The organism is Roseivirga spongicola (assembly GCF_001592965.1).
In the GTDB taxonomy this organism is placed as follows: Bacteria; Bacteroidota; Bacteroidia; order Cytophagales; family Cyclobacteriaceae; genus Roseivirga; species Roseivirga spongicola.
In genome coordinates, this window is record NZ_LRPC01000028.1 from 1,094,077 (window position 1) to 1,120,374 (window position 26,298).

Below are 26,298 nucleotides of genomic sequence, written 5' to 3' on the forward strand. Positions count from 1 at the left end.
ATATGCGCTTAAACTCTTAAAAGTTACTTTATTTCCAAACATCGTTAAATATACTAGACATACTACAATTCGTAAAGATTTTTTACCTAAGGTTACTCTCCCAATCCAACATCATCTTCTCAACGGCAATAATTCCTGACAGCGTTACCCCCGGAATTCCTTGACCAGGGTAAACGGTATCTCCTACTTGGTAAGCCTTATGACCATCTAATCGAGCATCTAGCATTTGCCACGGCTTAATTTTAAGATACTGTGGATACCCACCAACAAATCCCCATTTTCTGCCTGTCCATTTTACCCAAGACTTTGGACTTGAAGAATGCATAAAGCGAATATTCTCCTCTAAAAGAAAGTCGTTTTTAACCAGTTCCTTAATTATTGCCTCTTCTACTTTTTGGTTATCAATAATGTGATTTTCAGGGTCTGGTGAATGAGTACTTATTGACATAACCATATGGCCTGGCTCGTCCGCTCTCGAATTATCTTCTGCATGGCTTAGACTTATAAAAAAAGATGCTGACCCCGTTTCTGGAAGTAAATCAGGCAAATGAATTTGATGATGTAGACAGTCGAAGTTTTTATGTGGAACGAACCCTATCCCCATCTGAAATGCACTATTCAACTCCTTAGATTGCATTAATTTAGATGACAACTTTATGACCTTTTCATCTTCAAAAAGGTCTATTGTATTATTAATAGGAATTCCAGAAATTAAATATTCGGATTCATATTCCTCTTTAGAAGTGCTTATCAAGTATTTATTATTAGACTTTCGAATGCTTGTAACGGCTTGCCGATAAACTACCTCCCCTTCCTTGCTCTCCAAATATTCTACAAGTGGAGTAACTAGATTTAGTAGTCCTCCATCGATATAATAATTAGGATAGCAGGTATAGCATAATGCAGTGGCACCAAAAAGAGCATTCACCTCCTCCATATGATTTTGTGCTGTAATTAAAAGCTGCTCGTTCACAAACTGAACAAAAGATTCATTCTTGTGAAGATTGTACTTCCTTAGTAAGGCTTCGACAGAAATAAAGGAATACTTCAAGTTTGCTACTTGACTCCATGAAACTGACTTGATAGCCTGAATTAAATCTTTTGGCTTAGAGGGCGGAAATGCCAATTGAGCTAAAGAATTCTTCCAAACAAAATCACTTATGGCAAAACACTCATTCCAAAACTGCCGCTGCCCTTTATAACCAAAAACTCGCTCGGCCTCATCTACCCAACGATTTAAATCTTCATACCTGTTTACTGCTTCTCCCGACTTTAAGTGGACCTGCATGGGTAACTCTAGCTTCCTAGCCGGAATATTTAGGCCTATCGTATCTAGTACATATTGTAGGGGCATGCCCTCTCCTAACCCTACTAAAGTGGTTGCTCCAGCCTCAAAAACATAGCCTTTTCGCCAATATGAAGTGGTACAACCACCTGGTTGCCAATTTTGCTCGATAATCCGAACTTTTAATCCTTTATTTGCAAGTAATACGGCTGAGGTTAAAGCCCCCATGCCAGTACCGATAATTAGGACATCTGATTTTTTCAATGGCCTCTTCGTTTGAAGTTTTGTTTAATTTATTTTTCAGAAAGTTGAACAAAATTAAATAACTGAATGTTCGGTACACGATAAAGAAAAGTAGTAAGCAAACTTCTTACTCAAGTATAAAAAGACTTCAATGAAGGTAGCGGTTTTTAGAAAGGAGCATTTCAATGCTGCTCATCGATTACACAACCCTAAATGGTCCAAAGAGAAAAACGAGTCCATTTTTGGTAAGTGCAACAATGAATATTATCACGGTCACAATTATGAGCTAATCATAAAGGTTTCGGGAGAACCAGACCCTGACACTGGCTATGTTTATGACATGAAGGTGCTTAGTGATATGATCAAGGACAATGTGACCGACAAATTCGACCACAGAAATTTGAATTTGGATGTTGAGGAATTTAAAGACTTGAACCCTACGGCTGAAAATATTGCTGTAGTGATCTATAATATATTGAGAGACAAGATTGAACCTAGGTTCGATCTAAAAGTAACTTTATATGAAACAGAAAGAAACTTTGTTGAGTACCCAGCTTAATGGATTGACCGTGGAAGAGATTGGTGACGAACACGTGGGTACCTCTTATGATACTCCTATGAAGGCCGATGCCTTTGATATGGACGATGAGCTTAAAATGAACCTTATTGAGGATAAGTTTAGAGACATTATGGAAATAATGGGGCTTGATTTAACTGATGACAGCTTATCGGGGACGCCAAAACGAGTAGCCAAAATGTATATCAAGGAGATCTTTAGTGGCTTAAATCCTGCTAATAAACCTAAGGTAGCACTCTTTGAAAACAAGTATAAGTACAACGAAATGTTGGTGGAGAAAGACATCACTTTCTACTCTAACTGCGAGCATCACTTTGTTCCTATTATTGGCAAAGCACATGTTGCATATATTTCTACAGGCAATGTAATTGGCTTAAGCAAGATTAATAGAATTGTAGAGTACTATGCCAAAAGGCCTCAGGTTCAGGAAAGACTTACGGTCCAAATTGCCAATGAATTAAAAGAGGTAATGGGCACTGAAGACGTAGCTGTGGTAATTGATGCAGAACACCTATGCGTTTCTTCAAGAGGTGTTAAAGATGTTAACAGCAGTACAGTCACTGCCCAATTCCATGGTAAGTTTAAAGAAGAGGCTACACGTAGAGAATTCTTAGGATACATTAATACTAAAAAGTAATGAAAGACAAGACCATTTTAGTTTTTGGGGCAAGTTCTGGCATTGGTAAGGCTACTGCCCAAGCGTTGATAGACCAAGGTGCTAATGTAATTTCCGCATCCAGAAGCAATCCTGAAATTTCTGGTCTTGAACATCATTCATTTGATGCTACTGATAAAAATGCTGAACTGGACTTTATTCCTGAACAACTCGATGGCTTAGTGTATTGCCCTGGCACCATCAATCTGAAGCCTTTTAATCGAAGCAGTATTGAAGACTTTCAGTCAGATTTAGACATCAACCTATTAGGAGCAATAAGAGTTCTTCAGGCTTCATTCAAGAGCCTTAAAAAATCTGACTCAGCCTCTGTGGTACTCTTCAGTACTGTGGCCGCCAAATTAGGGATGAACTTTCATTCTAGCATAGCCACTGCCAAGGCAGCAGTAGAAGGGCTGGGAAAGTCACTAGCGGCAGAATGGAGCATGCATGGAATACGTGTAAATATGGTAGCTCCTTCTCTTACCGATACTCCATTAGCCGAGAAGCTGCTATCTACCGATGACAGGAAGGAATCATCCAATAAAAGACATCCAATAGGCAGGTATGGAGAGGCCAAAGACCTTTCTGAAATGGTGGTATTTCTACTAAGTGAAAAGGCTTCTTGGGTAACGGGGCAAACCATTGGTATAGATGGCGGAGTGGGCTCCCTGAAGCCATAAACTCAGGATTTAAGGCTCAATTAATCGGTTCAAATATTTAATTTTCAAATAGTTAAACTACTGCTACAGCCCTCCTGCCAATAAGGTTCTTTTTTCTTCCATTTCTGAGGTCGTCTGTTATCTTTGTGCGACTTAAAAAAACTAAGAACCTAATTATGTCTTATCTTATTTATGCAGTTCCTGTCCTAGGACTGATCGGATTATTGGTGATGATCATCAAAGCCAAGTGGGTAAACAAGCAAGATGCAGGTGACCAAAAAATGCAAGACCTTGCCAAGCACATTAGAGAGGGAGCACTTGCCTTCTTGAGTGCTGAATACAGAGTACTCGCTATTTTTGTGGTTATAGCTGCCGTGTTACTCGGAATCATCTCTCAAGTAGTAGACACTACTCACTGGTTAATTGTTGTTGCTTTCGTAATTGGAGCATTTTTCTCTGGCTGGGCCGGAAACATCGGTATGCGTATAGCCACTGCTGCTAACGTAAGAACCACTCAAGCTGCTAGAACAAGCTTGGCAAAAGCATTAAAAGTATCATTCACAGGAGGTACCGTAATGGGCCTTGGTGTTGCAGGTTTGGCCGTTTTTGGGCTCAGCCTTTTGTTTATTCTTCTGTTCCAATTTTTTATGGGTGGAGAATGGACTACTACCGAAGACATGACCATTGTGCTTGAAGCCCTTGCTGGTTTCTCACTAGGTGCTGAGTCAATTGCTCTTTTTGCACGTGTAGGCGGAGGTATTTACACTAAAGCAGCCGATGTGGGAGCTGACCTTGTAGGTAAAGTTGAAGCCGGAATTCCGGAAGACGACCCTAGAAACCCAGCCACTATTGCCGACAACGTAGGTGATAATGTGGGTGATGTAGCTGGTATGGGTGCTGACTTATTCGGTTCTTATGTTGCTACTGTTCTAGCATCTATGGTTCTTGGTAACTATGTAATCAGAGACATGGGCGGATCAATTACTGATGATTTTGGTGGAATTGGCCCAATTCTTCTGCCGCTAGTTATTGCTGGTGCAGGTATCATCTTCTCAATCCTAGGAACTTTAGTGATCAAGATTTCGGATGAGAATGCCAAAGAAGCACAAGTTCAGGCTGCATTGAACAAAGGAAACTGGGGATCAATAATCCTTACTGCGATTGCCTGCTGGTTCTTAATTGATATGTTACTACCTGCAACCATGCAAATGTCGCTCTTTGGAGAAGGAATAGTTGAAATCACTTCTGTTAGAGTATTTGGTGCTGTTGTAGTCGGTTTAGTTGTTGGTGGACTAATTTCTTATATGACTGAATTCTATACTGGTTTAGGTAAAAAGCCAGTTATGTCTATCATTCAAAACTCTTCTACTGGTGCAGCAACTAACATCATTGCTGGCTTAGCTACAGGCATGAAGTCTACATTCGGACCAGTTATTCTATTTGCTGGAGCTATATGGGGTGCTTATGAATTAGCTGGTTTTTATGGAGTAGGTATTGCTGCATCGGCTATGATGGCCACCACTGCAATGCAATTAGCTATCGATGCTTTCGGTCCAATTGCTGATAACGCAGGTGGTATTGCCGAAATGAGTGAGTTACCTGAAGAAGTTAGGACTAAAACTGATATTCTTGATTCAGTAGGTAACACTACAGCTGCAATCGGAAAAGGTTTTGCTATTGCGTCTGCGGCTTTAACCGCCCTTGCCCTTTTTGCTGCTTACGTTACATTCACTGGTATTGATGGCATCAACATTTTCAAGGCCGATGTACTTGCGGCTCTATTTATAGGTGGAATGGTTCCTGTAATTTTCTCTGCATTAGCTATGCAATCTGTAGGTAAAGCAGCAATGGAAATGGTTAAAGAAGTAAGACGTCAATTCAAGGAAATCCCTGGAATACTTGAAGGAACTGGCAAACCAGAATACGACAAGTGTGTGGAAATCTCTACTAAAGCATCAATTAAAGAAATGATGCTCCCTGGAGCAATCACAATCGTATTCCCTATCATCATCGGATTCGCTATGGGACCTGAAGCGTTAGGTTCGTATATGGCAGGTGTAGCCGTTTCTGGTGTACTTTGGGCTATTTTCCAAAACAATGCCGGTGGTGCATGGGATAATGCTAAGAAATCTTTTGAAGCGGGTGTTGAGATTGATGGAGAAATGACTTACAAAGGATCAGATGCTCACAAAGCAGCCGTAACTGGTGATACAGTGGGTGATCCATTCAAAGACACTTCCGGTCCTTCAATGAATATCTTGATCAAACTTACTTGTTTAGTAGGTTTAGTAATTGCTCCAATCTTGGGTGAAATGTACGGTACTGGTGGACATGGTGACGATAGACACGTTGAAACTACTCCAGCTACAGAAATTCAAGTTGAAGCTACTGAAGACTTGATTACAGACGCTGAGTAGTTCGACTAAAAAAATATAACAGTAAAAGGCCAGATTCTTACGATTCTGGCCTTTTTGTTTATACTAATTCAACTTACCAATATCTAATCTCTATACTCAATTACTCATATCTTAAACAAGTAATAGGGTCTTGTTCAGCGGCTCTTTTAGCTGGTGTTATACCAAATATAATCCCAACCGTAACTGCCACACCAAAAGATAGGGCAATAGAAGAGAAATGGACTAAAGTTGGAATATCGGCCAAACTACTTATACCTACTGCTATAGACAAGCCAAGGATAATGCCAATCATTCCTCCGCTAAAGCTTATCATTACAGACTCCAACAGAAATTGATAGATTATATCTGCCTTGGTGGCTCCTATAGCGAGTCTTAAACCTATTTCCTTTATTCGTTCTAAAACTGAGGCCAGCATAATGTTCATAATCCCTATTCCTCCCACCAAAAGAGAGATTCCTGCAATACCACCTAGTACATAATTAAAAATATTTTTTGTGCGCTGCTGTTGCTTCAATAACAACTCGGGTATGGTTATTTCATAGTCTACCACCTGACTGTGCTTTCGCTTTAATAACTTAGAGATTACCTCAGCTATAGAACTCATCTTTTCAGAATCTGAGACCTTAATCACTAACCTATCTAGCTGATGGTAATTCTGAACTTTGCCCTCGGCACCATTCCCCATACTATTTCTCATGGCCTCTTGAATAGCGGCATTAGACACCATAGCTCTATTTTCATATCTCAACAATGCGGTACTTAATGGTGTGTAAACATCCATATTGTAGTCTCGTATTCCCAGATTAGAAATACTCTTTTCCGATATAAGCCTTTCTTCTAACACACCTATCACTTGGAGCCAATGCTTTCCAACCTTCAGGTACTTTCCAATAGGTTCTTCACCATTAAAAAACTTTGCCGCTATTGATTTGCCGATAATACATACTGGCTTACCTAAATTGAAATGCTCTTTATTAAAGAACTTTCCATTAGCCAACTGAAATGCTGCAATATCAAAGTAGGCATTTTCTACCCCCACCAACTTAGAGCTTCTATGAAAAGCCTTTCTTGAAATTGAAGTTTCAATGATTACCTCCGGGCTCACTTCTTCTATTCCAGGTACAATACGCTTAATACTTTCAACATCTTGAAAATTTAGTCCTATGGATAGGTTTTTCTCTTCTTGGGCTTGCCCACCACCATCAGCAGAAGTTAATTCACCTTCAGACTGTTCTATGATTGGTGTAACCACTATGTTATTAACACCAACCAGCTTGATCTGATCCAGTATTTCCTGTTGCGCTCCAGCACCTATAGCCAGCATGGCTATTACTGCTGCAACTCCGAAAATAATGCCCAAAGCAGTTAACAACGAACGTACTCTGTTGGCAAATACTGCTTCCGTAGCAATTGCCATATTTGATAATAGCTGCTTTAACATCATTATCTGTTTTGAGCTATAGACTGTTGTTTCGATATCCTGCTAAGGACTTTATCTTCAGCCCCAGAAGGATCTGATAAGTACACGTTTTGACCTTCCGAAAGCCCTGACTTTATAATCACTTGATCGGAATTGGAAATCCCTAATTCAACCTCTTGCTTAATTATACCTAAACCATCTTTTACAAGTACGTATGTTATTGAATCTCCTTGGCTATGAACCGCCTCTACAGGGATAAACATGGCTTCTTCAACAACTTGAGCCACAATTTTATTGCTGGTAGACATACCTGGCCTCAATGTGGTATCCGACTCATTAATTTCAACCACTACTTCAAAAACCTTAGAGTCCGAATTAGGCCTCTGCTGCCCCATATTTGCTACGCTCGTAACTTTCCCAGTAAGTCTTTTATCTGGAAAGGCGTCCAAGCCAATCTCCACCAATTGCCCAGAACTCACTGTATTGATATCTACCTCATTAATGTAGGTTTTAGAAATCATGTTTGTAAGGTCAGGTAAGGTTGCTACAATAGGATCAAAAGAAGCTACCCTTCCTCCTTGAGCAATCTTTGTACCCCTCCAATCCCTTCTATATATCAGCATTCCAGCCTCTGGAGCCGTTATTACAAATTGATTGGAAATTTCTTGAAGGAACTCTACCCTTCTTCGGTCTTCCAACATCTCAGCTTCGGAAGCTTCAACAGAAGCCTTTGCCTTTTCAAGTTGAAGCTTATAGTTTTCTTGCGCTTGATTATACCTTTTTTGTGCCCTATCCAACTCCATTTTCTTCTCTTGAATAGTGGCCGGAGGCTCATATTGAGAGTTGTCTAGAACCAGTTTTTGTTTGTCAATCTCGAAGAGCATGTTCTCCATTTCATCCCTAGCCTTCCTTAGAGTCATTGCGGTATCTAACTTAGATTCTTTAAGCTTAGATGAACTAATAGTATAATCACTATTAGCTTGCTGAATGCGCTGGCCTAGCTCAGATTGATCCAGTCGTGCTACATAATCACCTTTGGCAACTACGGTTCCTTCGTCTATAATATGACTAATTGTAGTCTCCCAAATATTCGCTTGCCGCATGCCATCCGGGCCTAAAATGTTTACACTGTTTTTAGCATAGAGCTCACCACTTGCTGTAACCTCAGACCGAAATAGACCAACTTTAACGGCAGTAAGCACTTCGGTTTCAGCAGCGGAACTTTTATTAACTTTAGTAATGAAGAATATGACCAGGGCAATAAATACCCCTGCAATAATAGTGATTGTGCGTTTTTTCATGAGTGGTTGACATTTTGAGTTAACTATAATAATAGTTTGTATAATGGTTAAATCAAATTTATTCAAATGATTTTAACATTATTTACAGCCTATTATTATATGGTTGGTAGATTACTTCTAATGATGAACTCAGCTGGAAAATAGTTTAGACTACATTCAGGATTCTTCCTAAAAGCCATTAGTTAAGATAAAAGGCTTCAGCCACTTCCATAATCTCATACATCGGTTGTAGCTTTGCCCTTAATGAATTATCTATCAGTTGAGAACCTATCTAAGACTTTCGGAGATAGAACAATATTAAACCAAGTTACTTTTGGCGTAGCTCAAGGCGAAAAAGTGGCCCTAGTTGGTGTAAACGGATCTGGAAAATCTACCCTACTCAAAATTCTTACAGGAATTGAAACACCAGATTCTGGTCAAGTAGTTTTCAAAAACGGCATAACGGTTAAGCACTTATTACAAAATCCAGAGTTTTCGAAAGGACAGTCTGTTTTAGATGCCGTATTTGATGATAATAATCCCGACCATGCTATTCTAAAACAGTATGAAAAAGCCATGCTCAGATCCTTAACGGGGCAGGAAAATCACGATGAGATTCAGCAATTAATTGAGCAAATAGACTCCAAGAACCTATGGGACTTGGAGAGCCAAGCCAAGCAAATTCTAGGTAAGCTGGGCATACACGATCTTCAACAAAAGGTACAATTACTCTCTGGTGGCCAACAGAAAAGAATTTCACTAGCCTCTGTTCTCATTCAAAAACCAGACTTACTTATTCTAGATGAACCAACTAACCACTTAGACATAGATACCATTGAGTGGCTAGAAAAGTATTTGAGTGTGGCCAATATGGCTCTAATTCTGGTTACTCACGATAGGTACTTCCTAGAACAAGTCACTAATAACATTCTTGAGCTGGAGCTTGGTAAAGCTTATTCTTACCAAGGCAACTATGCTTACTTTTTAGAGAAGAAAGCCGAGCGAGAAATCAATGAAGCGGCATCTATTGATAAAGCTAAGAACATTTATCGTAAAGAATTAGATTGGATTCGTAGACAACCGAAAGCCAGAGGAACCAAGGCTAAGTACAGAGTAGATGCATTTCAAGAAACGAAAGACAAAGCCTTCAGTGCTCAAAAAACCAATGAGCTAGAGCTAAATGCTCAAGCCTCAAGACAGGGGAAAAAAGTACTAGAAATAGCTCATCTAAGTCATGGTTTTGGCGAAAAAAGCCTGATCAAAGACTTCAGTTACACTTTTCAGAGAAAAGATAGAATCGGAATTGTAGGGCCAAATGGAAGTGGAAAAACCACCTTTATCAGGCTTTTGATGGGCGAAATCACGCCTAATGCTGGAGAAATTGAACAAGGCCAAACTACTAAATTCGGTTATTACAGGCAGGTAGAAGAAAGCTTCAACCCTGAACAAACTATTATAGACTTTGCCAAATCTATTGCCGAGGTGGTGGAAGTAGGCAAAGGCCGAACCATTCCGGTTTCTCAGTTCCTTACCAGATTTCTTTTTGCCCCAGATGTTCAATACAAACCCATTGGTAAACTAAGTGGTGGTGAGAAAAGAAGGCTTCAATTACTAGAAATCCTTATTCAGAGTCCGAACTTTCTGGTATTAGACGAACCTACCAACGACCTAGACCTGATCACTTTAGGCACACTTGAAAACTATCTCGAAGGTTTCGATGGAAGCTTAATCATTGTATCGCACGACAGATACTTCATGGATAAGCTGGTAGATCACCTTTTCGTTTTCGATGGCTCCGAAAATATTAAAGACTTCCCTGGCAATTATACTGACTTCAGAAATAGTATTCAGGATACCCCTGCTCCTAGCCCTAAGGCTTCAGAGTCAAAAAAAGACAAACAAAAGGAACCAAAAGAACGCAAAAAGCTTTCATTCAAAGAACAACGAGAGTTTGAGCAATTAGAGGCCGAAATACCAAAACTGGAAGTGGAGAAAGCCAAACTAATTGAGCAGATGAATACTGAGACCGACCATGAAAAGCTAATGGATATCTCAGGTAAGGTCGAAGCCATTACCGAGCAGTTAGATGAAAAAGAACTGAGGTGGTTAGTGCTCTCTGAAATTTCTTAACGCATGGCTGTTATAGAACTCATTAACGACCAGGTGAGCCTGGTTGCTGAGACAGACAAAACGGTTTTAGAAAACACACTGGCTGCGGGTGTTCCACACACACATGCATGCGGTGGCGTAGCTCGCTGTTCAACCTGTAGAATCTATATTGAAGAAGGGATGCAGAATGTCTGTGAAAGAAATGAGAAAGAGTCTGTTTTAGCCAAACAGCTAGGTCTATTAAAGCAAGTAAGACTCGCTTGTCAAACTAAAATAAAGGGAGATGTAAAAGTTAGGCGCTTGGTTTTAGATCAAATAGATGAGGAAATAATTCTTAAGCAAGACGTAGACCACGCTGCCAGAAGTCTGGGTGTAGAAAAGGAAGCCTCAATTCTCTTCGTAGACATTGCCGACTACACAGCATTTACCGAAAAAACACCTCCATATGATGTAGTACACATTCTGAATAAGTACTTCTACATTGCTGGCAACATTATTAAGAAATACGGTGGTAGAATAGTTGACTATTATGGCGATGGTTTTCTGGCCATCTTTGGAATAGACGACAACCCGAACCATGCCCAAAATCTGATGAATGCGGGCTTCGAGCTATGCGAAGCTATTGATAAATTCGATGTTGCCGTCCACGACATAATAGATAGTGATTTTAAAATCAGACTTGGCGCCCACACAGGTAAAGTCATTTGGGGAACCATAGGCATTGAAGGCATGCAGAAAGAAGCCGCTATTGGAGACACCGTAAACATGGCTAGCCGAATAGAACAAGCCAACAAAACTCTTAATACCAGCTTTCTAATCTCTTCAGATCTGTTTGAGAAACTCGAAGGTCAATGCCGTTGTCAAGAAAGCTTTGAAATTGAAGCCAAAGGCAAAAGCAAAAAAATCAGAGTCCACGCTGTTAACCGACACCTTGTTAGGTGAATTAGGGAACTGGTCAATTGGTTTGTACCCCAGCCCTAAAGGGTGAGTGGATATAGTTTTGTCACAAGAACTGAATCTATGGGCATCCCTTTAGGGAATGAGGGTAGTTTGTAAATTGGTCATTAGTGAATTAGTTATTAGTGCACAGTGCTCAGTGTTTCGTACTTGGTACGTTTTAAACCCTTACAACCAAAGCCATATTAGCACGCCATTGCGAGGAGCAAAATGAACAGAGTGAAGTTTTGAGACGTGGCAATCTCCCTCTTACCTGAAATTACTATCAAACAGTAATCCTTAGAAAGTATAGATACCTAAAGGGGAATTGGTGAATTAGTCATTCGCATTAGTGAATTAGTTTTTGGTGCTCGGTGCTCTGTACGCTAATCATCCTCAGAGTCTCCTGAAAGGGACTCTGAGGAGGGTCAAGATCATTCATCAAAGTCCTCTGTGAGAGACTCTGATGGTGGTACTATGTCCGTAATCATTCAGTCTCTCTTTTTACCTCGACCACAGCGGAGAGGCCTGTCAGGTAGATATGGAAACTGGTTTTTGGTGCTCGGTGCTCAGTGTTTGGCAATTGGTAGGTTTTAAGTCCTTACAACCAAAACCATCTTAGCACGCCATTGCGAGGAGCAAAATGAACAGAGTGAAGTTTTGAGACGCGGCAATCTGTTTGTTCCCTTAAGCCACTATCAGACCGTAATTCCGAGAAAATATATGAGCCTAAAGGGGAATTAGTCATTGATCATTAGTGAATTAGGAATTAGTGCTTGGTGCTTAGTGATTTAGTTTTTGGTGCTCGGTGATCAGTACGCTAATCACCCTCAGAGTCTCCTGAAAGGGACTCTGAGGAAGGTCAAGATCATTTATCAAAGTCCTCTGTGAGAGACTCTGGTAGTGATAGTGGTCTGACCACTGCCCATAACTCCGCACAACTTAACACCAACACTTCCCAAAATCTAAAAACCTTCTATTACACTACTCTTGCAATTAAGCCTGTAAATATCTTTCTTGATAATAGAAAAACACACGTCCTGACAATACTCATGTGCTTTTCTGGAAGACAAAAATTCCCAATAGCCATAGAATAACAATGATCATCGGGAATGATTAATAAATTATATGATTTATATCGGCCATAAAGGTGGCAGATAGCCAACCTTAGTCACCATACCTGCACTATATGGAAGAACCTACTCAAAATATTGTTGAGGGAATTATCAAAATTGCTAAAGCAATTGACCATGGGAAACTCAAGCGTTTGCTTGAAAGGTTAACCGAATACAAAAAATCAACTGAACTTAATAATACGGACAGATTTGACGAACTCATTTTAGAAATTAGTAAACACCTCCCTGACGACTATGCTCGCAAGCTGAAGTCTATTGAATTCTATAGTGAAACCGAAGATTTTTCGAATGACGATCTACCATTTTAACTTTTGAAGATGAGTATTCAAATGATAGAAGGATCAATTGATCGAGCGGTGGCCATAGTCCAAGATCACATGTTTAAACAGGAAATGGATCAGTCGAACCCAGATGATCTTAAACTGTTAAAACTGTTACAATGCCGTGAAAACAATCCTGATTTCGAAATTGAACTTGCTCAGATGATTTGCGGTGAGGATGATAACTCATTCCCATATCGCAGCTCCTACTATCTAACAGCGTTTTTTGAACGGTTAAATTTATCATTTCAACATGATGGAACCACTCGAAGATATTGGGTTGAGGGTGTTCTCAAACAACTCGATATAAGGCAAATATCTCATGTAATTAGTAAAGGATTGTTCTATAAAAAAGACTTTAAAAAGCTTCCCAAGAAACATAATGCCTCAGTTGAAGAAACATATGCAAAGGCGATTGAAGAATTCCAACAATTTATTTCTGAATCTATAAAAGCAAATGAAGAATTGGATTTGGCTCACCTTCTGAACATGAACGTGAACACAGATCTTCTTTTCAACCAAGAAACTAACACAAAAGATACAGAGTTGAATGACCTCATTAATGAAGCAAAAAGACGCTTCCTTCATCCTGATGATAAGCAAATAGCTCTTGAAAAAATTTGGGACGCATTTGAACGTATCAAAACTTATTACGGAACGGACAAAAAGGAATCATCAACTCAGCTAATATCTGCAATTGCTACAAACCTCAAAAAGGAAGAATTCGAGACAGAATTTCTAACCTTAACTAAGATTGGGAACAGCTACAGAATTAGACACCATGAAACAGACAAGAAGGAATTAACTGACTTACATCAAATTGACTATTTATTTTTTAGAGCATTAACACTTATCGACCTTTGCCTTTCTAAAATCAAGCAAAACGGTGACTAACAAGGACTAGCACGAATTCGCTAACTGCCACTTTACTAGCTTCACCATGAATCAGCCGCTGGAAATGGTTTGCGCTTTCTATTAACTTCAGCTCGGAGTTTTTTTCATCTTTTTGAACGCAGTGCCATTATGATACTTTGGAAGCACTGGCAGATTCACTAGTTTTATCTGAACTTGCCAAGCTCGGGGCGTACTCCTATTAGCTTTACATTGGTTATTTATCCGCATCTTCCAAACCTTCTCCCCTCAATTCCTTTTAATTATATATGACCACTAAAACGTTGATTATTCTGTTCTCCTTAGTGCTGCTAACCTACACGGTCAGTTTTATTAAGTACATAAAATACCGAAGCGACAGAAAGAATAACCAAAGCAGAATGCTACAGCTTCCACTGTTCCATGCTTTTCTTATTGGTCCATTGTTGTTCTTTATGATCAATCAAAACGAGCGAAGAGAGAAACGCAGATTTTTAGGCGGAAATAAAAGACGGTTTTCATAGCCATTTCACAACTCCCTTCATTCAAATCCGTCTAGTTCAGAGTCATTTGAACTCTTTTGCCTTTTAATCCATTGGCCAATTATGAATCAAGAATTCATCAACAAACTATACATCAGGCAACAAGCCTGCCCCACCTGTCCATCTCCTGAAGTAGTGGCAGAATGGTTCAACGAACTCTTGAGCACACTTTTTCCAGATTTCTCTAAACAGCAATTCAACTCACAGAAAGAATTTGAGCTTCATTTTGAAAAACTCAAGCTTCAATTAGATCAAATTCTTTCTCGAAATCCTATCAAGGCTGAGGATGATATTGAAGAAGTAGCCGATAAATTCTTTGAGTTACTACCTGCCATTCACCAACAAATGGAGCAAGATGTTACCGCCATGTTAGAGGGCGATCCGGCAGCAAAAAGCAGAACAGAAGTAGTTAGAACCTACCCTGGCTTCTTTGCTATTTCGGCCCATCGCATTGCCCATGCTTTGCATCGTTTTGGCGTTCAACTAATTCCACGGATCATCTCTGAATACGCCCATAGTAAAACAGGAATTGACATTCACCCAGGCGCCAGCATTGGCAACTTCTTCTGCATAGACCATGGAACTGGTATTGTAATTGGAGAAACCGCCATTATTGGCGACCATGTGAAAGTTTATCAGGGCGTTACACTAGGTGGACTAAGTGTAGACAAGAAAGATGCAAAGGTAAAGCGCCACCCAACTATTGAGGACAATGTAGTACTCTATGCTGGGGCTACAATTTTAGGTGGAAAAACGACTATTGGTCACGATAGCATTATAGGTGGTAATGTATGGCTTACTCATAGCGTACCACCATTTAGCAAAGTGTACTACCAGGCCCAAATGAACAATAGCGAGGGCGAAACCGATATCATTATTTTTAAAGGACATACCGCATGAACATAGAGCAGTTAATTGGCAATACGCCATTGGTTGAATATAGGCACCTGAACACAAACCCGAAAGTTAAAGTCTACGGAAAGCTGGAAGGCAACAATCCTGGTGGAAGCGTGAAAGACCGTGCGGCTTATGGCATGATTAAAGGCGCATTAGACCGTGGAGACATCAAAAAAGGTGACAAACTTGTTGAAGCTACTAGTGGTAACACGGGCATTGCCCTAGCCATGATTGCCAGTATTATGGGGGTTGAAATGACTCTCATTATGCCTGACAACTCTACTCGAGAACGAGTTTTGAGCATGGAGGCCTATGGAGCAAAAGTGATCCTTACCCCTGCCAAGCAAACCATAGAATACAGTCGCACATTGGCAGAAAAAATGGCCACAGAAGAAGGCTACTTTATGCTGAATCAGTTTGCGAATGAAGACAACTATGGCCAACATTATAAAACCACAGGCCGAGAAATATGGAATGCAACTGAGGGCAAAGTGACGCACTTTGTTTCAGCCATGGGCACTACAGGTACTATTATGGGCGTTTCTCGCTACTTAAAAGAGCAAAACCCTGAAGTGCAGATTGTAGGTACACAGCCTACCGATGGTTCAAGTATCCCGGGTATTAGAAGATGGTCGCCAGAGTTTCTACCAAAAATATTCGAACCCCACAGAGTTGACCGAGTGATAGATGTAAGCCAAGAAGAAGCCACTATGATGACTCGTAGAATGGCCAAAGAAGAAGGCATTTTAGCCGGAATGAGCTCTGGTGGTGCCTTACATGCCGCACTTAAGCTCGCGGAAGAAATTGAAGAAGGCGTTATCGTCCACATTGTTTGCGACCGTGGTGATAGATACTTAAGCAGTGATTTGTTTGGGTAAAGGTAGACATTAGACGTTAGACCATAGATACTAGACATCGAACTCATCCTCGATTGCATCGAGGATGAAGGGAAGGTCGGTTTGTAACCGAAATAAGACACTGTTCAATCTTGCTCCAAGCCGCTTCTTTAGTTTCAGCATCAAAGATGCCTTTCTCGTCAGTCCTCGTTATAAACGATGACTAGTAAAACTATAGATTTCAGACGTCTGACTCTAGATTTTAGTCTCATCCTCGATTGCATCAAGGGTGTAAGAACAGTCGGTTTATAACCGACCGACTTCTAACTCAACGTTCAAGAAGGTCGCAACATCTGTAGCCACTAATTCTCAGCCTTATCCAACAATGCCTTTAGGTACTGCACATTATACTGTACTGTCAATATAAAGCTGTGTAACCCTTTGCTAGGTCCCCTTTCGGTTCCAATAGTTTTTAAGCTAACATTAAAAGCATACTAATCATGGAAGCTGGTTATATTAGTATAGTCTTATATTAACGAGGCCACAACCACAAAATGAAGAATAGACTCCTCTCTTTTATATTTCTTTGCTTAACTCTATTTTCTTGCAACCAAGCAAATACAGAAAGCCAAACTGTTCAGAAAAAAACTCAACCGCTACAGGGAGAATCTATTGTTTATAAGAGCGAAACACTTTCAGTAGTGAAGTTATCAGACCATACTTACCTACACATTTCTTACTTGGATACAGAGGCTTTTGGTAAAGTACCCTGTAATGGCATGTTCATCATATATGAAGGTGAAAGTGTAGTTTTCGATACGCCAACTAACTCAGAAAATTCTAGAGAACTTATCAGGTTTATAAGTTCGGAATTAAAAAGTAAAATAGTAGCTCTTATTCCTACACACTTCCATGAAGACTGTATAGGAGGCATTGATGAATTTGATGCTCACGGCATCACTACATATGCTAGCAAAAGAACTATAACATTATTAAATGACAATAAGTATCAGTTTAACGTGCCTATAAATGCTTTCAGAGATAGTCTAGAATTGAAGTTAAGTAGCGAGACGGTAGTGACACATTTTTTAGGTGAAGGCCACACTGAAGACAACGTAGTCGGGTATTTTTCAAAGGATAAAGTTTTGTTTGGAGGCTGCTTGGTTAAATCGGTTGGTGCTAGCCAAGGAAACTTGGATGACGCAAATGTTGAGCAATGGTCAAAAACCGTTGCCAATGTGAAAGCCAAATTCCCCGAGGCAAGTATAGTTATTCCAGGGCATGGAAAAACTGGCAACACGGCTCTTTTAGACTATACCATTAAACTATTCAATGATAAATAAAATTGATTTGCCTTGCTTCCATCCTGTTGAGGATGTCCGAATGATTACTCCGCAACCTTCAGGTACCAAGTACAAGTACCGTTATCCATTTTTCACTTCTAACACAAGGTCCCAGAGGGACGTTACATCAGTAGCTACGAATCTCCAGCCATACCCAACAGTGCCTTTTAGGTACTGCAGGTAATGTTATGTACCTAAAGGCACATCAATATAGACCGTAAAATCTTTAACCTACCGATATGTAGTTCCTAGCGGGACAAGAGTTTCGATTTATTCAGGGCTCTAATTGGTATATATGTCTACCCACAAAATACTCATACTCAATTGTATCCAAGATTTAAAAAATCTTGCTTAGAACTGGCATACGCAGCTCCGTGACCCTTGTTGGTGTTCTCAACAAGCCTAACAAAGGCTGTTGAAATGTTAAATTACCACAAAACTCATTGTGTAGACTGGCAATGATTTGCTTGTGCTCTTCCAAAGCTGTTTCTTCAAAATAAAACCACACCAATGAGGGCCATATTTACTATTCTTACCCTGAACCTAGTAGTAATCAATTTACAGGCTCAGAATTACCAGAAAATCACTTTTGATTCAAGTACAGCCGATGGCTATTATCTGGCCGTTGAGCCGGAATCGGACGATATACTGGGTGTTTTGGTGCTGCTTCCCGGTTTTGGCCAAACAGCCGAAAGCATCTTCCCTGAGAGTAAAATTCAAAATGTAGCTTACGCGAATGGCATTTTAACCATTGCGATAGCTGGAGGACAAAAGCTATATGCTGATGAGACAGTAATTAAAAAGCTCGACTCAGCATTTGAGCACGTTAAATCGAAATACAAAGTAGACAAAAACCAATTCGTAATGGGTGGTTTCTCTGCTGGTGGCACCATTAGTTTACGGTATACCGAGCTTTGTGCAGAGCTTGGTCAAAAGGCGGTTATTCAACCACAAGGGGTTTTTAGTGTCGATTCGCCAGTTGATTTATTTCACATTTGGGACTACTTTCACAGAGAGTTGAAAAAAGACTACTCTACAGCCGGAACAGGAGAGGCCAATTTCGTTTCTAATATTATGCTTAGTGAAATCGGAGACCCAATCAACTCGCCAGAGAACTACAACAAACTGACACCATTCAATGCTAACCTTGACCAACCCGGTAATGAACGATTCTTACAAAATACAGCGGTAAGAGTTTACCATGATGTTGATATTGTTTGGCAGCTAAAAAATAGAAGAAGGAGCCTTTTCGATACAAATGCACTGCCATCTTCCGAAATGATCAACAGGTTATTATTAATGGGAAATGAAAATGCGGAGTTTGTACCTGCCAATCAACCAGGCTATCGAAGCTCCGGATTAAGGCATCCGCATTCATGGTCAATCGTAAATGAGGTTGAGCTTATTCAATGGGTACAGCAGCTTTTGAAAAACTAACTCCTTTTTCTCGCTCACTACTGACATAAGGCTGTCACTTACCCTTACTAACATTGCCACAAAGTGAGCCATGACTGAGAAATCCCAAGCAACTTTTCACCCAAAAAACAAAGCCGAATGGAGAGCATGGCTGAGCGAAAACCATCAGTCAGAACAGTCTATTTGGCTAGTTTACTATAAGTCTTCAAGCAATAAACCTTCACTTAGCTGGAGTGACGCAGTTGACGAAGCACTTTGCTTTGGGTGGATAGACAGCACCAAGAAAACCATCGATAAAGAAAGCTACATGCAGTATTTCAGCAAACGAAAACCAAATAGCATGTGGTCTAAAATCAACAAAAAGAAAGTGACCCAACTCATTGAGGAAAATCTAATGACAGATGCCGGTTTTCAAAGCATAGTCGTTGCAAAAGAAAATGGTTCATGGAATGCATTGGACGATGTTGAGGCACTGATAGTCCCGAAAGACCTAAAAGAAGCTTTAGCCAGCAACCTAGAGGCTATGGTATTTTTTAATGGACTTAGTAATTCAGCCAAAAAGCTGTTGCTGCATTGGGTAACCTTCGCCAAACGGCCTGAAACGAGAAAAAAACGGATTGTAGAATTAGTCGAAAGCGCTAGTCAAGGCCTTAAACCCAAACAGTTTAGGTAAGAAGTTTAATAAACTAAGTTCAACTGTACTTCATATTTCAAAATGGATGCTTATTAAATGATTACTAGCTCTCAAGGTGGAACTAAGTACCCTCCACAACACGTTAATCGCACCTATTGATTTGAAAAAAAGTAGATATGAATAAAAGTTATCCGAGGTCATTTTCGCATATAGGCATTACCGTGCCCGACCTTAAAAAAGCAGTTGAGTTTTATGAAGAAGTAATGGGCTGGTACCTGATTATGGCTCCTTCAAAGATTCAAAAAGAAAGAGATACAGCCATTGGCCAGATGTGTATTGATGTTTTTGGCGAAGACTGGGAAGAGTTCGAGATCGCACATATGTCCACTTCTGACGGAGTAGGTATTGAGCTATTCTCCTTTCCTAATATGTCTGAAGAAAAACCAGAGTTTAACCCATTCAACACAGGTCTATTCCACTTCTGCGTACAGGACCCAGACATTGAAGGTTTAACAGAAAAAATCGTTGCCAAAGGTGGTAAACAGAGAATGCCAATTCGTGAGTATTACCCAGATGAAAAACCGTATAAAATGGTTTATGTAGAAGATCCATTTGGTGTAGTATTCGAGATTTATTCTCACAGTTATGAGCTCACTTACTCTTCGGGAGCATACCAAGATTAATCGAATTTTAAGGCTTCACTAAAAGTGAGGCCTTAATTTTTTTGAGCTCTATTAGTCATCGTTTTAAACATTGACCAGTAAAACTATAGAGTTCAGAATTCGGACATCAAACTCATTCTTGATTGTATCGAGGGTGCTTGAGTAGTCGGTTTATAACCGACAAAAGACACTTCTCAATCTTGTTCTAAGCCGCTTCTTTAGTTGCTGAATCAAAGATGCCTTTCTCGTCAGTCCTCGTTATAAACGATGACTAGTAAAAATTTAGATTTCAAACGTCAGACTCTAGATTTTAGTCTCATCCTTGATTGCATCGAGGATGACAGAACTGTCGGTTTGTAACGGACAAAAACTAACACAAAGTCCCAGAGGGACGTTACATCGGTAGCCCCAAATCTACAGCCTTACCCAACAGTGCCTTTAGGTACAGCATGCTATGTACCTAAAGGCACATTCAAATATTATCACCACTCAATAGCTACCTATTTTAAGTCCCTAAAGGGACATAAAACTTATCCTCGATTGTATCGAGGGTGCTTTGACAGTAGGTTGGCAACCCACTGCATGATGTTTAGACAGTATAGAGACCGGAAATTGTGTTAGTCCTTCCCTACTATGTGTTAACCATTAGGAAATTAGCTAGTTACCTTTGAGTAAACAAAAAGGAAAATGAAAGTAGCAATTATTACAGGGGCTAGCTCAGGCATGGGCAAGTCTACCGCACATATACTTCACAAAAAAGGATACACGGTTTATGGCGCAGCACGCAGGGTAGACCAAATGAAAGATCTAGAGGAAAAGGGGATGAAAACAATAGCCCTAGACCTTACCAAAGATGATTCAATTGTAAATGCCGTTAACCATATTCTTGAAAAAGAAGGCAGAATTGATGTTCTCATCAACAATGCTGGTTATGGTTCTTACGGCTCGGTAGAAGATGTTTCTATAGAAGAAGCCAAGCGTCAGTTTGAAGTGAATATGTTCGGATTGGCTCGCATTACTCAGCTTGTTCTCCCAGTTATGCGCAAGCAAAAAAGCGGGCGCATAGTGAATATTACATCTGTAGGTGGAAAAATCTATACACCTTTTGGCGCCTGGTATCATGCCACCAAGCATGCTGTTGAAGGCTGGAGCGATTGCCTGAGGTTGGAGGTAAAAGAGCATGGAATAGATGTAGTGGTTGTAGAACCAGGGGGAATAAAAACCGACTGGGGAACCATAGCCGCTGAAAATCTTCAAAAGACTTCAGGAAATGGAGCTTACGCAAACTTTGCCAATAAGGTAGCCAAAGGCATGAAGCAAATGTACACTGGAAATCAGCTAACCGATGCCGATGTTCTAGGAGAGGTAATGGCAAAAGCAGCAACTGAATCGAACCCAAAAAAGAGGTACGTAAAAGGCTACATGGCCAAACCTGCTATATTTATTAGAAAATGGTTTGGCGACAGCATTTTCGATAAAATGATTATGAGCCAATTCAAATAACTAATAATGCCAAAGCCGAACATGCTCCACATTTCATCCATCAGCCGATTGCATGAATTGGCTGGATTCGACAAACCCTCACATCCGCTAATAAGCATTATTAATGTGGCAGATTGGGAGATTACGGAAGAAATGTTGGAGCTAAAAATGACTAGCGATTTGTACAGCATAGGCCTCAAAGATAAAAGCTGTGGCCTGCAGTACGGTAGAAATCACTATGACTTTGATGAAGGGGTTATGTTCTTCACTTCACCCAATCAGGTGCAGTCTGTGGAACAAACACAAAAACGAAATGAAGTTCAAGGTTGGATGCTTTTCTTTCATCCAGATCTGATTAGAAACACAGATCTAGGCCGGAATATCGATAACTATAGATTCTTCGATTATGAAGTACATGAGGCACTCCATCTCTCAGAAGCCGAGCAGGCAACTATCACCAATTGCGTAAAACTGATAGAGCAAGAAGTTGGCGAACGAATTGACAACCATAGCCAAACTGTCATAGCCTCTTCCCTCACCTTGCTTCTGGATCTTTCTCAGCGGTATTATGCTAGACAGTTTAATACGCGTTCGGCACAAAACAACGATTTACTCAGTCAGTTTCAACAGCTTTTAAATCAATACTATCAGCAAGGTTTATTAAGCGAAAGTGGTGTTCCTAGCATTGACTATTTTGCCGAACGCATTAATCTTTCGGCTAACTATTTAAGCGATGTTCTAAAGAAAGAAACGGGGCAACATGCAAAAGATCATATCAATAACTTCATTATAGATAAAGCGAAAATCCTCTTGTTGAGCGAACAACATTCTATCAGCGAAATAGCCTATTCCCTCGGCTTTAATTACCCGCACTACTTCAGCCGACTATTCAAAAGCAAAACCGGAATGACGCCTCAAGCTTATAGGCAGGTGGATTAATTCAACACCAAACCCCTTGGTTTTGCACCATTTCTCTTACACTATTGTTACCCTTGCAAACCAAGCAGATAGGTGAATCACAATAATCAGATTTTTGAGTTCTTCAACAGCAAATTCCCATTCAATCAGGAAGGGCTGACTGAGTTTTCTAAGGCTTTCAAAACCAAAACCTACAAAAAGGGTAGTTTGATTGTAGGCAAAGATGAAACGGAAAATCATCTGAGGTTCGTCAGTCAAGGCATTGTTCGCGAATATTTTGCCCATGAAGAGCGAGAAATGAACACTCAGTTTTATCTGGAAGGAGAATTTACTACAGACTTTCATTTACTGCTTAACCAAGGTAAAAGGCGTAAGTATCAGGAAAGCCTTACCGATACAACAATTAAGCAAATGGATAGCGCAACCTTCTACGAGTTTATGGTGCGCTATAAATGTGGGAAAGAGTTTGTAGACGAGATATTCAGCCAAAATATAATGCTAAGAGAACAAGAAGAGTTCAAGCATTTCAGCCTCACTCCAGATGAACTTTATCTCGATTTGTTAAACACCAAGCCCGAATGGCTACAGCAAATACCGCTTTACCATATTGCTACTTATTTAAGAATGACACCCGAAACATTGAGTCGTATTCGCAAAAGAAATTGATTTGAATCAAGGCATTTGGCAAGCCTCGCTTTGAACTTTGCACAAAAAAAGAAATGAAAGTTCATCATCTCAGAAATGCAACCTTAGCCATAGAAACTCAGCGTCAGGTAATTTTGGTAGACCCTATGCTGAGTAAAAAGGGAACGAGTGCGCCATTTACACTTTTTAGGTTCAAGCCAAGAAAAAACCCTCTGGTAGACCTACCTGCAAACGCTTTTGATATACTGGAGAAGGTTACGCACTGCCTCATCACCCACCTTCACCCTGACCATATTGACGATGAAGGCGTGGCCTTTTTAAAAGAAAGAAATATTCCTGTGGTGTGCAGCGCTTTAGATGTAGCCAAACTGAAGAAAAAGGGCCTTAACGTTACAGAAACCCTAGAATATGGAGAAACAAAGCACTATTTGGGTGGAAGCATCTCTGGAGTGAAGGCTGTACATGGCTACGGCTTTGTAAAGCACATTGCGGGCAATGTTATGGGCTACCATTTGGCTCTTCCTGATGAAAAATCAATTTACATTAGTTCTGATACCGTTTACACCGAACATGTAGATAAGGCATTAAAACAGTACAAACCAGATATTACTGTTTTGGCTGCAGGTATGGCTCAGCTAGATTTTGGGAAGCGCTTACTTATGAATAGCGATGACATAGTGATGTTTGTTCAAAACTCTCCCAAGCATGTTTTTGCTAATCATATGGAATCACTCAATCATTGTCCGAATACAAGAGCAGACCTCAAAAAACTCTTAGAGAAGCATGGGCTTCTGGAAAAAGTAGACATTCCGAACGATGGTGATTTTGTGAGTTATTGAGTGAGTAAATCACTTAGGTGTTTTCAATAAGAAGAAGCCGTCTCAAAAATAAGTCGTCATTCGAGGCTCTATCCAGATACCATAGAAGGAAATATCTAAAAGTCGATAGAGCTTCGCGCTCAAGGTGGGAATGACGAAAACAATAGCTTTTGAGACAGCTTCTTTCAGATTATGTTTATGAGAAATGAGCCTATTTTAATGACTCAAGGTGCTGGTTAATACTAGCCATGTCAGCATCGGAGATTGATAAATTCATAGCTGCAGCATTAGAAGCTACTTGCTTTTCATTTCTGGCTCCGGCCAAAGTAACTGTAATTCCTGGCTGGTTCATTGTCCAATTAAGTACTAACTGAGCAAGAGAAGCATTATAGCTATCGGCAATAACCAACAGTTCATTTAGCACTTTCTCAATTCGCTCTAAATCGAACTGCTTAAAATACCCGTTTCTGTGATCAGCCTCTTCTAGCTTTCCATCTTTGAAATACTTACCTGTCAATAGGCCTCTTTCCATTGGGCTGTAAGCAATTAAGCTCATGTCATTAGTCTGAGCAAATGGGACTAAATCAGCTTCAATACCACGTTGCAACATGCTGTAAGAAACTTGGTTAGAACTCAGTTTAAGAGTTCGTTCCGCTTCCTTCAACTGATCTACACTGTAATTACAAACTCCTGCTGCTCTAATTTTGCCTTGCTCATGTAGGCGTTCCATGGCCTCCATAGTTTCACTAATAGGCGTGGTAGAATCTGGCCAATGCAATTGCAACAAGTCAATATAGTCCGTGCCTAGTCGCTTCAAACTCTCCTCTACTTCCTTCACTACATTTTCTTTTGAGGCAAACTTAAAATGGAATAGTTCTTCCCGTTATCCTCAGTATCAAAGAAGTAATCACCCTTTCCGTTATTACTTCCATCCCAGACAAGTCCGAACTTGTTCAAGATCTGAATGTCTTCTCTACGCTTATCCGCAATGGCCTTCCCTATCAACTCTTCACTTCTACCCAAGCCATAAAATGGTGCGGTATCTAAGGTAGAGATACCATTGTCTATGGCTGCGTGAATTGCGTTAATCGAGTCCTTTTCTTCGTTCCCTGCCCACATGGTTCCTCCAATAGCAAAGGCACCAAAAGCAATAGGCGAAACTTCTATATCTGTATTTCCTAACTTTCTTAAGTTCATATTCTAATTGTTTAAGCTGGCAGGCAGTCTGCCATTTGATTTTTAAAATGCGGGAGCACGTGTTCTCCCAACTGTTCCATTGCCTCTTCAATTGGCAATTCTGATTTCCGTAAGTGAATGGCCATGTGCGAGACCCCAGCTTTCTGATAATCCATCATCAGATCAGCTACTCGATTAATCCCAATCAATCCGCCAAAACGCGCAGGACTAAAAGCCTGGTCTTTGTCTTTGGTTAAGTTCAGATGAATGGCTGTGATGTATGGCTTTTCTGGCTGGTCGTTATCATAAAGTGCATCTCGCCAGTTGAGCACCACTTCCTTCGCCTGTTCAACAGGCCTTGGATAGCTAAACCAAGCGTCCATGTTTTGAGCAATCCAATCCATAGACTGCCTAGCTCTACCGGCTAAAACCCACGGCACTTTATGCTTTGGCTTAGGATAAACTTGATAGTTGGCGTTCAGCGTTTCATAATAAGCCTGAAGGTTATGATCCTCCTTCCAAGCCTCTTTTACGATTTCATAATTTCTTCTGAAGCGTTCATCCCTATCGTCAAAACTATGACCAAGCACAGGAAACTCCACTGGCCTATCGCCTAAACCAACTCCCATTAAAAACCTACTATCAGATAAGTTTTCAATGGTGGCAGCAGCTTTTGCCAACTGTAACGGATTATGGAGCGGCATTACAATAGCCGCAGTTCCTAAAAGAATGTTGTCAGTTACCCCAGCCAGATAGCCGAGGTAACTTAATGTATCGAAAAGCTGGGCTGCATCACCAAAAGTGGGATCGTACAAAGGTACTTCCCGTACCCAAAGTGTATTGAACCCCAGCTGATCGGCCAGTTTTGCTCGAACAAATTGCCGGCTCATATCTGGCACACCAAAGGGTCTTCCCTCCTCTTTGCGCTTTCTATCCCCGGCCAAAGACCAATCATTATCTAGGGGCATTTCAAGCCCAATGGTCATTCTTCCTGGATGATGGAGCTTACAAATAGTATCCAT

At 40.4% G+C, this 26,298-nt stretch carries 25 protein-coding genes; 19 read left to right on the forward strand and 6 right to left on the reverse strand.

From position 1 onward, the window contains the following. Nucleotides 1–82 precede the first annotated feature (82 nt). Entirely contained in the window at nt 83–1,549 is a 1,467-nt protein-coding gene (locus AWW68_RS16705; RefSeq protein ID WP_157717691.1) for a phytoene desaturase family protein, read from the reverse strand. A gap of 130 nt (nt 1,550–1,679) precedes the next feature. Between AWW68_RS16705 and AWW68_RS16710 the strand changes: the two genes are divergently transcribed. The 4 genes from AWW68_RS16710 (at nt 1,680) to AWW68_RS16725 (ending at nt 5,836) form a co-directional block, all read left to right on the forward strand. Then, nucleotides 1,680–2,087, forward strand: coding sequence for a 6-pyruvoyl trahydropterin synthase family protein (locus AWW68_RS16710; protein ID WP_068223573.1), 408 nt, complete (start codon nt 1,680–1,682; stop codon nt 2,085–2,087). After that, nucleotides 2,050–2,742 (forward strand): GTP cyclohydrolase I FolE, encoded by a 693-nt coding sequence (gene folE, locus AWW68_RS16715; protein WP_068223576.1) that lies wholly within the window; start codon nt 2,050–2,052, stop codon nt 2,740–2,742. Before AWW68_RS16710 ends, folE begins: the two co-directional genes overlap by 38 nt. Beyond that, nucleotides 2,742–3,440: an SDR family NAD(P)-dependent oxidoreductase gene (locus AWW68_RS16720; RefSeq protein ID WP_068223579.1), complete on the forward strand. Its 699-nt coding sequence runs from the start codon at nt 2,742–2,744 to the stop codon at nt 3,438–3,440. Before folE ends, AWW68_RS16720 begins: the two co-directional genes overlap by 1 nt. Nucleotides 3,441–3,595: 155 nt before the next feature. Further along, nucleotides 3,596–5,836, forward strand: coding sequence for a sodium-translocating pyrophosphatase (locus AWW68_RS16725; protein ID WP_084375724.1), 2,241 nt, complete (start codon nt 3,596–3,598; stop codon nt 5,834–5,836). A 100-nt stretch (nt 5,837–5,936) separates the two neighbouring features. Here AWW68_RS16725 and AWW68_RS16730 read toward each other — a convergent pair whose 3' ends face one another. After that, nucleotides 5,937–7,253, reverse strand: coding sequence for an ABC transporter permease (locus AWW68_RS16730; protein ID WP_245660260.1), 1,317 nt, complete (start codon nt 7,251–7,253; stop codon nt 5,937–5,939). Between the two features lie 26 nt (nt 7,254–7,279). Then, nucleotides 7,280–8,557: an efflux RND transporter periplasmic adaptor subunit gene (locus AWW68_RS16735; RefSeq protein WP_068223582.1), complete on the reverse strand. Its 1,278-nt coding sequence runs from the start codon at nt 8,555–8,557 to the stop codon at nt 7,280–7,282. Nucleotides 8,558–8,800: 243 nt separating this feature from the next. Here AWW68_RS16735 and AWW68_RS16740 point away from each other — a divergent pair, with 243 nt between their 5' ends. The 15 genes from AWW68_RS16740 (at nt 8,801) to AWW68_RS16805 (ending at nt 24,121) form a co-directional block, all read left to right on the forward strand. Then, the gene (locus tag AWW68_RS16740; RefSeq protein WP_068223584.1) at nt 8,801–10,666 is read left to right on the forward strand and encodes an ABC-F family ATP-binding cassette domain-containing protein; all 1,866 of its coding nucleotides are present in this window, start codon (nt 8,801–8,803) and stop codon (nt 10,664–10,666) included. Between the two features lie 3 nt (nt 10,667–10,669). Further along, nucleotides 10,670–11,587, forward strand: a complete 918-nt coding sequence (locus tag AWW68_RS16745) for an adenylate/guanylate cyclase domain-containing protein (protein ID WP_068223587.1) — start codon at nt 10,670–10,672, stop codon at nt 11,585–11,587. Between the two features lie 1,183 nt (nt 11,588–12,770). Then, nucleotides 12,771–13,025: a hypothetical protein gene (locus tag AWW68_RS16750; RefSeq protein WP_068223589.1), complete on the forward strand. Its 255-nt coding sequence runs from the start codon at nt 12,771–12,773 to the stop codon at nt 13,023–13,025. A 9-nt stretch (nt 13,026–13,034) separates the two neighbouring features. Further along, complete coding sequence (locus AWW68_RS16755) at nt 13,035–13,931, forward strand: hypothetical protein (RefSeq protein ID WP_068223593.1); 897 nt, start codon at nt 13,035–13,037, stop codon at nt 13,929–13,931. A 266-nt stretch (nt 13,932–14,197) separates the two neighbouring features. Next, a complete protein-coding gene (locus AWW68_RS20175; RefSeq protein ID WP_157717692.1) occupies nt 14,198–14,431 on the forward strand; it encodes a hypothetical protein in 234 nt (77 codons plus the stop codon). Between the two features lie 81 nt (nt 14,432–14,512). Continuing rightward, nucleotides 14,513–15,349, forward strand: a complete 837-nt coding sequence (gene epsC, locus AWW68_RS16760) for a serine O-acetyltransferase EpsC (protein ID WP_068223596.1) — start codon at nt 14,513–14,515, stop codon at nt 15,347–15,349. Beyond that, nucleotides 15,346–16,224, forward strand: coding sequence for a cysteine synthase CysM (gene cysM, locus AWW68_RS16765; RefSeq protein WP_068223599.1), 879 nt, complete (start codon nt 15,346–15,348; stop codon nt 16,222–16,224). The genes epsC and cysM overlap by 4 nt, the downstream gene beginning before the upstream one ends. A gap of 512 nt (nt 16,225–16,736) precedes the next feature. Further along, nucleotides 16,737–17,525, forward strand: coding sequence for a subclass B1 metallo-beta-lactamase (bla, locus tag AWW68_RS16770; RefSeq protein ID WP_084375725.1), 789 nt, complete (start codon nt 16,737–16,739; stop codon nt 17,523–17,525). Nucleotides 17,526–18,035: 510 nt separating this feature from the next. Next, nucleotides 18,036–18,962 (forward strand): alpha/beta hydrolase, encoded by a 927-nt coding sequence (locus AWW68_RS16775; RefSeq protein ID WP_068223601.1) that lies wholly within the window; start codon nt 18,036–18,038, stop codon nt 18,960–18,962. Between the two features lie 70 nt (nt 18,963–19,032). Further along, complete coding sequence (locus AWW68_RS16780; RefSeq protein WP_068223604.1) at nt 19,033–19,614, forward strand: YdeI/OmpD-associated family protein; 582 nt, start codon at nt 19,033–19,035, stop codon at nt 19,612–19,614. 137 nt (nt 19,615–19,751) lie between these two features. Further along, nucleotides 19,752–20,258 carry a lactoylglutathione lyase family protein gene (locus AWW68_RS16785; RefSeq protein WP_068223607.1) on the forward strand — a complete coding sequence of 169 codons (507 nt, stop codon included), beginning with the start codon at nt 19,752–19,754 and terminating at the stop codon, nt 20,256–20,258. A gap of 666 nt (nt 20,259–20,924) precedes the next feature. Continuing rightward, nucleotides 20,925–21,740: an oxidoreductase gene (locus AWW68_RS16790; RefSeq protein ID WP_068223610.1), complete on the forward strand. Its 816-nt coding sequence runs from the start codon at nt 20,925–20,927 to the stop codon at nt 21,738–21,740. A gap of 6 nt (nt 21,741–21,746) precedes the next feature. Next, on the forward strand, nt 21,747–22,658 hold the full coding sequence (locus AWW68_RS16795; protein ID WP_068223613.1) for a helix-turn-helix domain-containing protein: 912 nt from the start codon (nt 21,747–21,749) through the stop codon (nt 22,656–22,658). Between the two features lie 72 nt (nt 22,659–22,730). After that, nucleotides 22,731–23,303, forward strand: coding sequence for a Crp/Fnr family transcriptional regulator (locus AWW68_RS16800; protein ID WP_068223615.1), 573 nt, complete (start codon nt 22,731–22,733; stop codon nt 23,301–23,303). 53 nt (nt 23,304–23,356) lie between these two features. After that, entirely contained in the window at nt 23,357–24,121 is a 765-nt protein-coding gene (locus AWW68_RS16805; protein WP_068223618.1) for an MBL fold metallo-hydrolase, read from the forward strand. A 190-nt stretch (nt 24,122–24,311) separates the two neighbouring features. Here AWW68_RS16805 and AWW68_RS20405 read toward each other — a convergent pair whose 3' ends face one another. From AWW68_RS20405 to AWW68_RS16815, 3 genes are read right to left on the reverse strand one after another with little or no spacing between them, the layout of a single operon-like run. After that, a complete protein-coding gene (locus tag AWW68_RS20405) occupies nt 24,312–24,938 on the reverse strand; it encodes an aldo/keto reductase (RefSeq protein ID WP_317038761.1) in 627 nt (208 codons plus the stop codon). Continuing rightward, a complete protein-coding gene (locus AWW68_RS20410; protein WP_317038762.1) occupies nt 24,938–25,297 on the reverse strand; it encodes an aldo/keto reductase in 360 nt (119 codons plus the stop codon). Before AWW68_RS20410 ends, AWW68_RS20405 begins: the two co-directional genes overlap by 1 nt. Before the next feature lie 11 nt (nt 25,298–25,308). Then, nucleotides 25,309–26,298: a TIGR03571 family LLM class oxidoreductase gene (locus AWW68_RS16815; RefSeq protein ID WP_068223621.1), complete on the reverse strand. Its 990-nt coding sequence runs from the start codon at nt 26,296–26,298 to the stop codon at nt 25,309–25,311.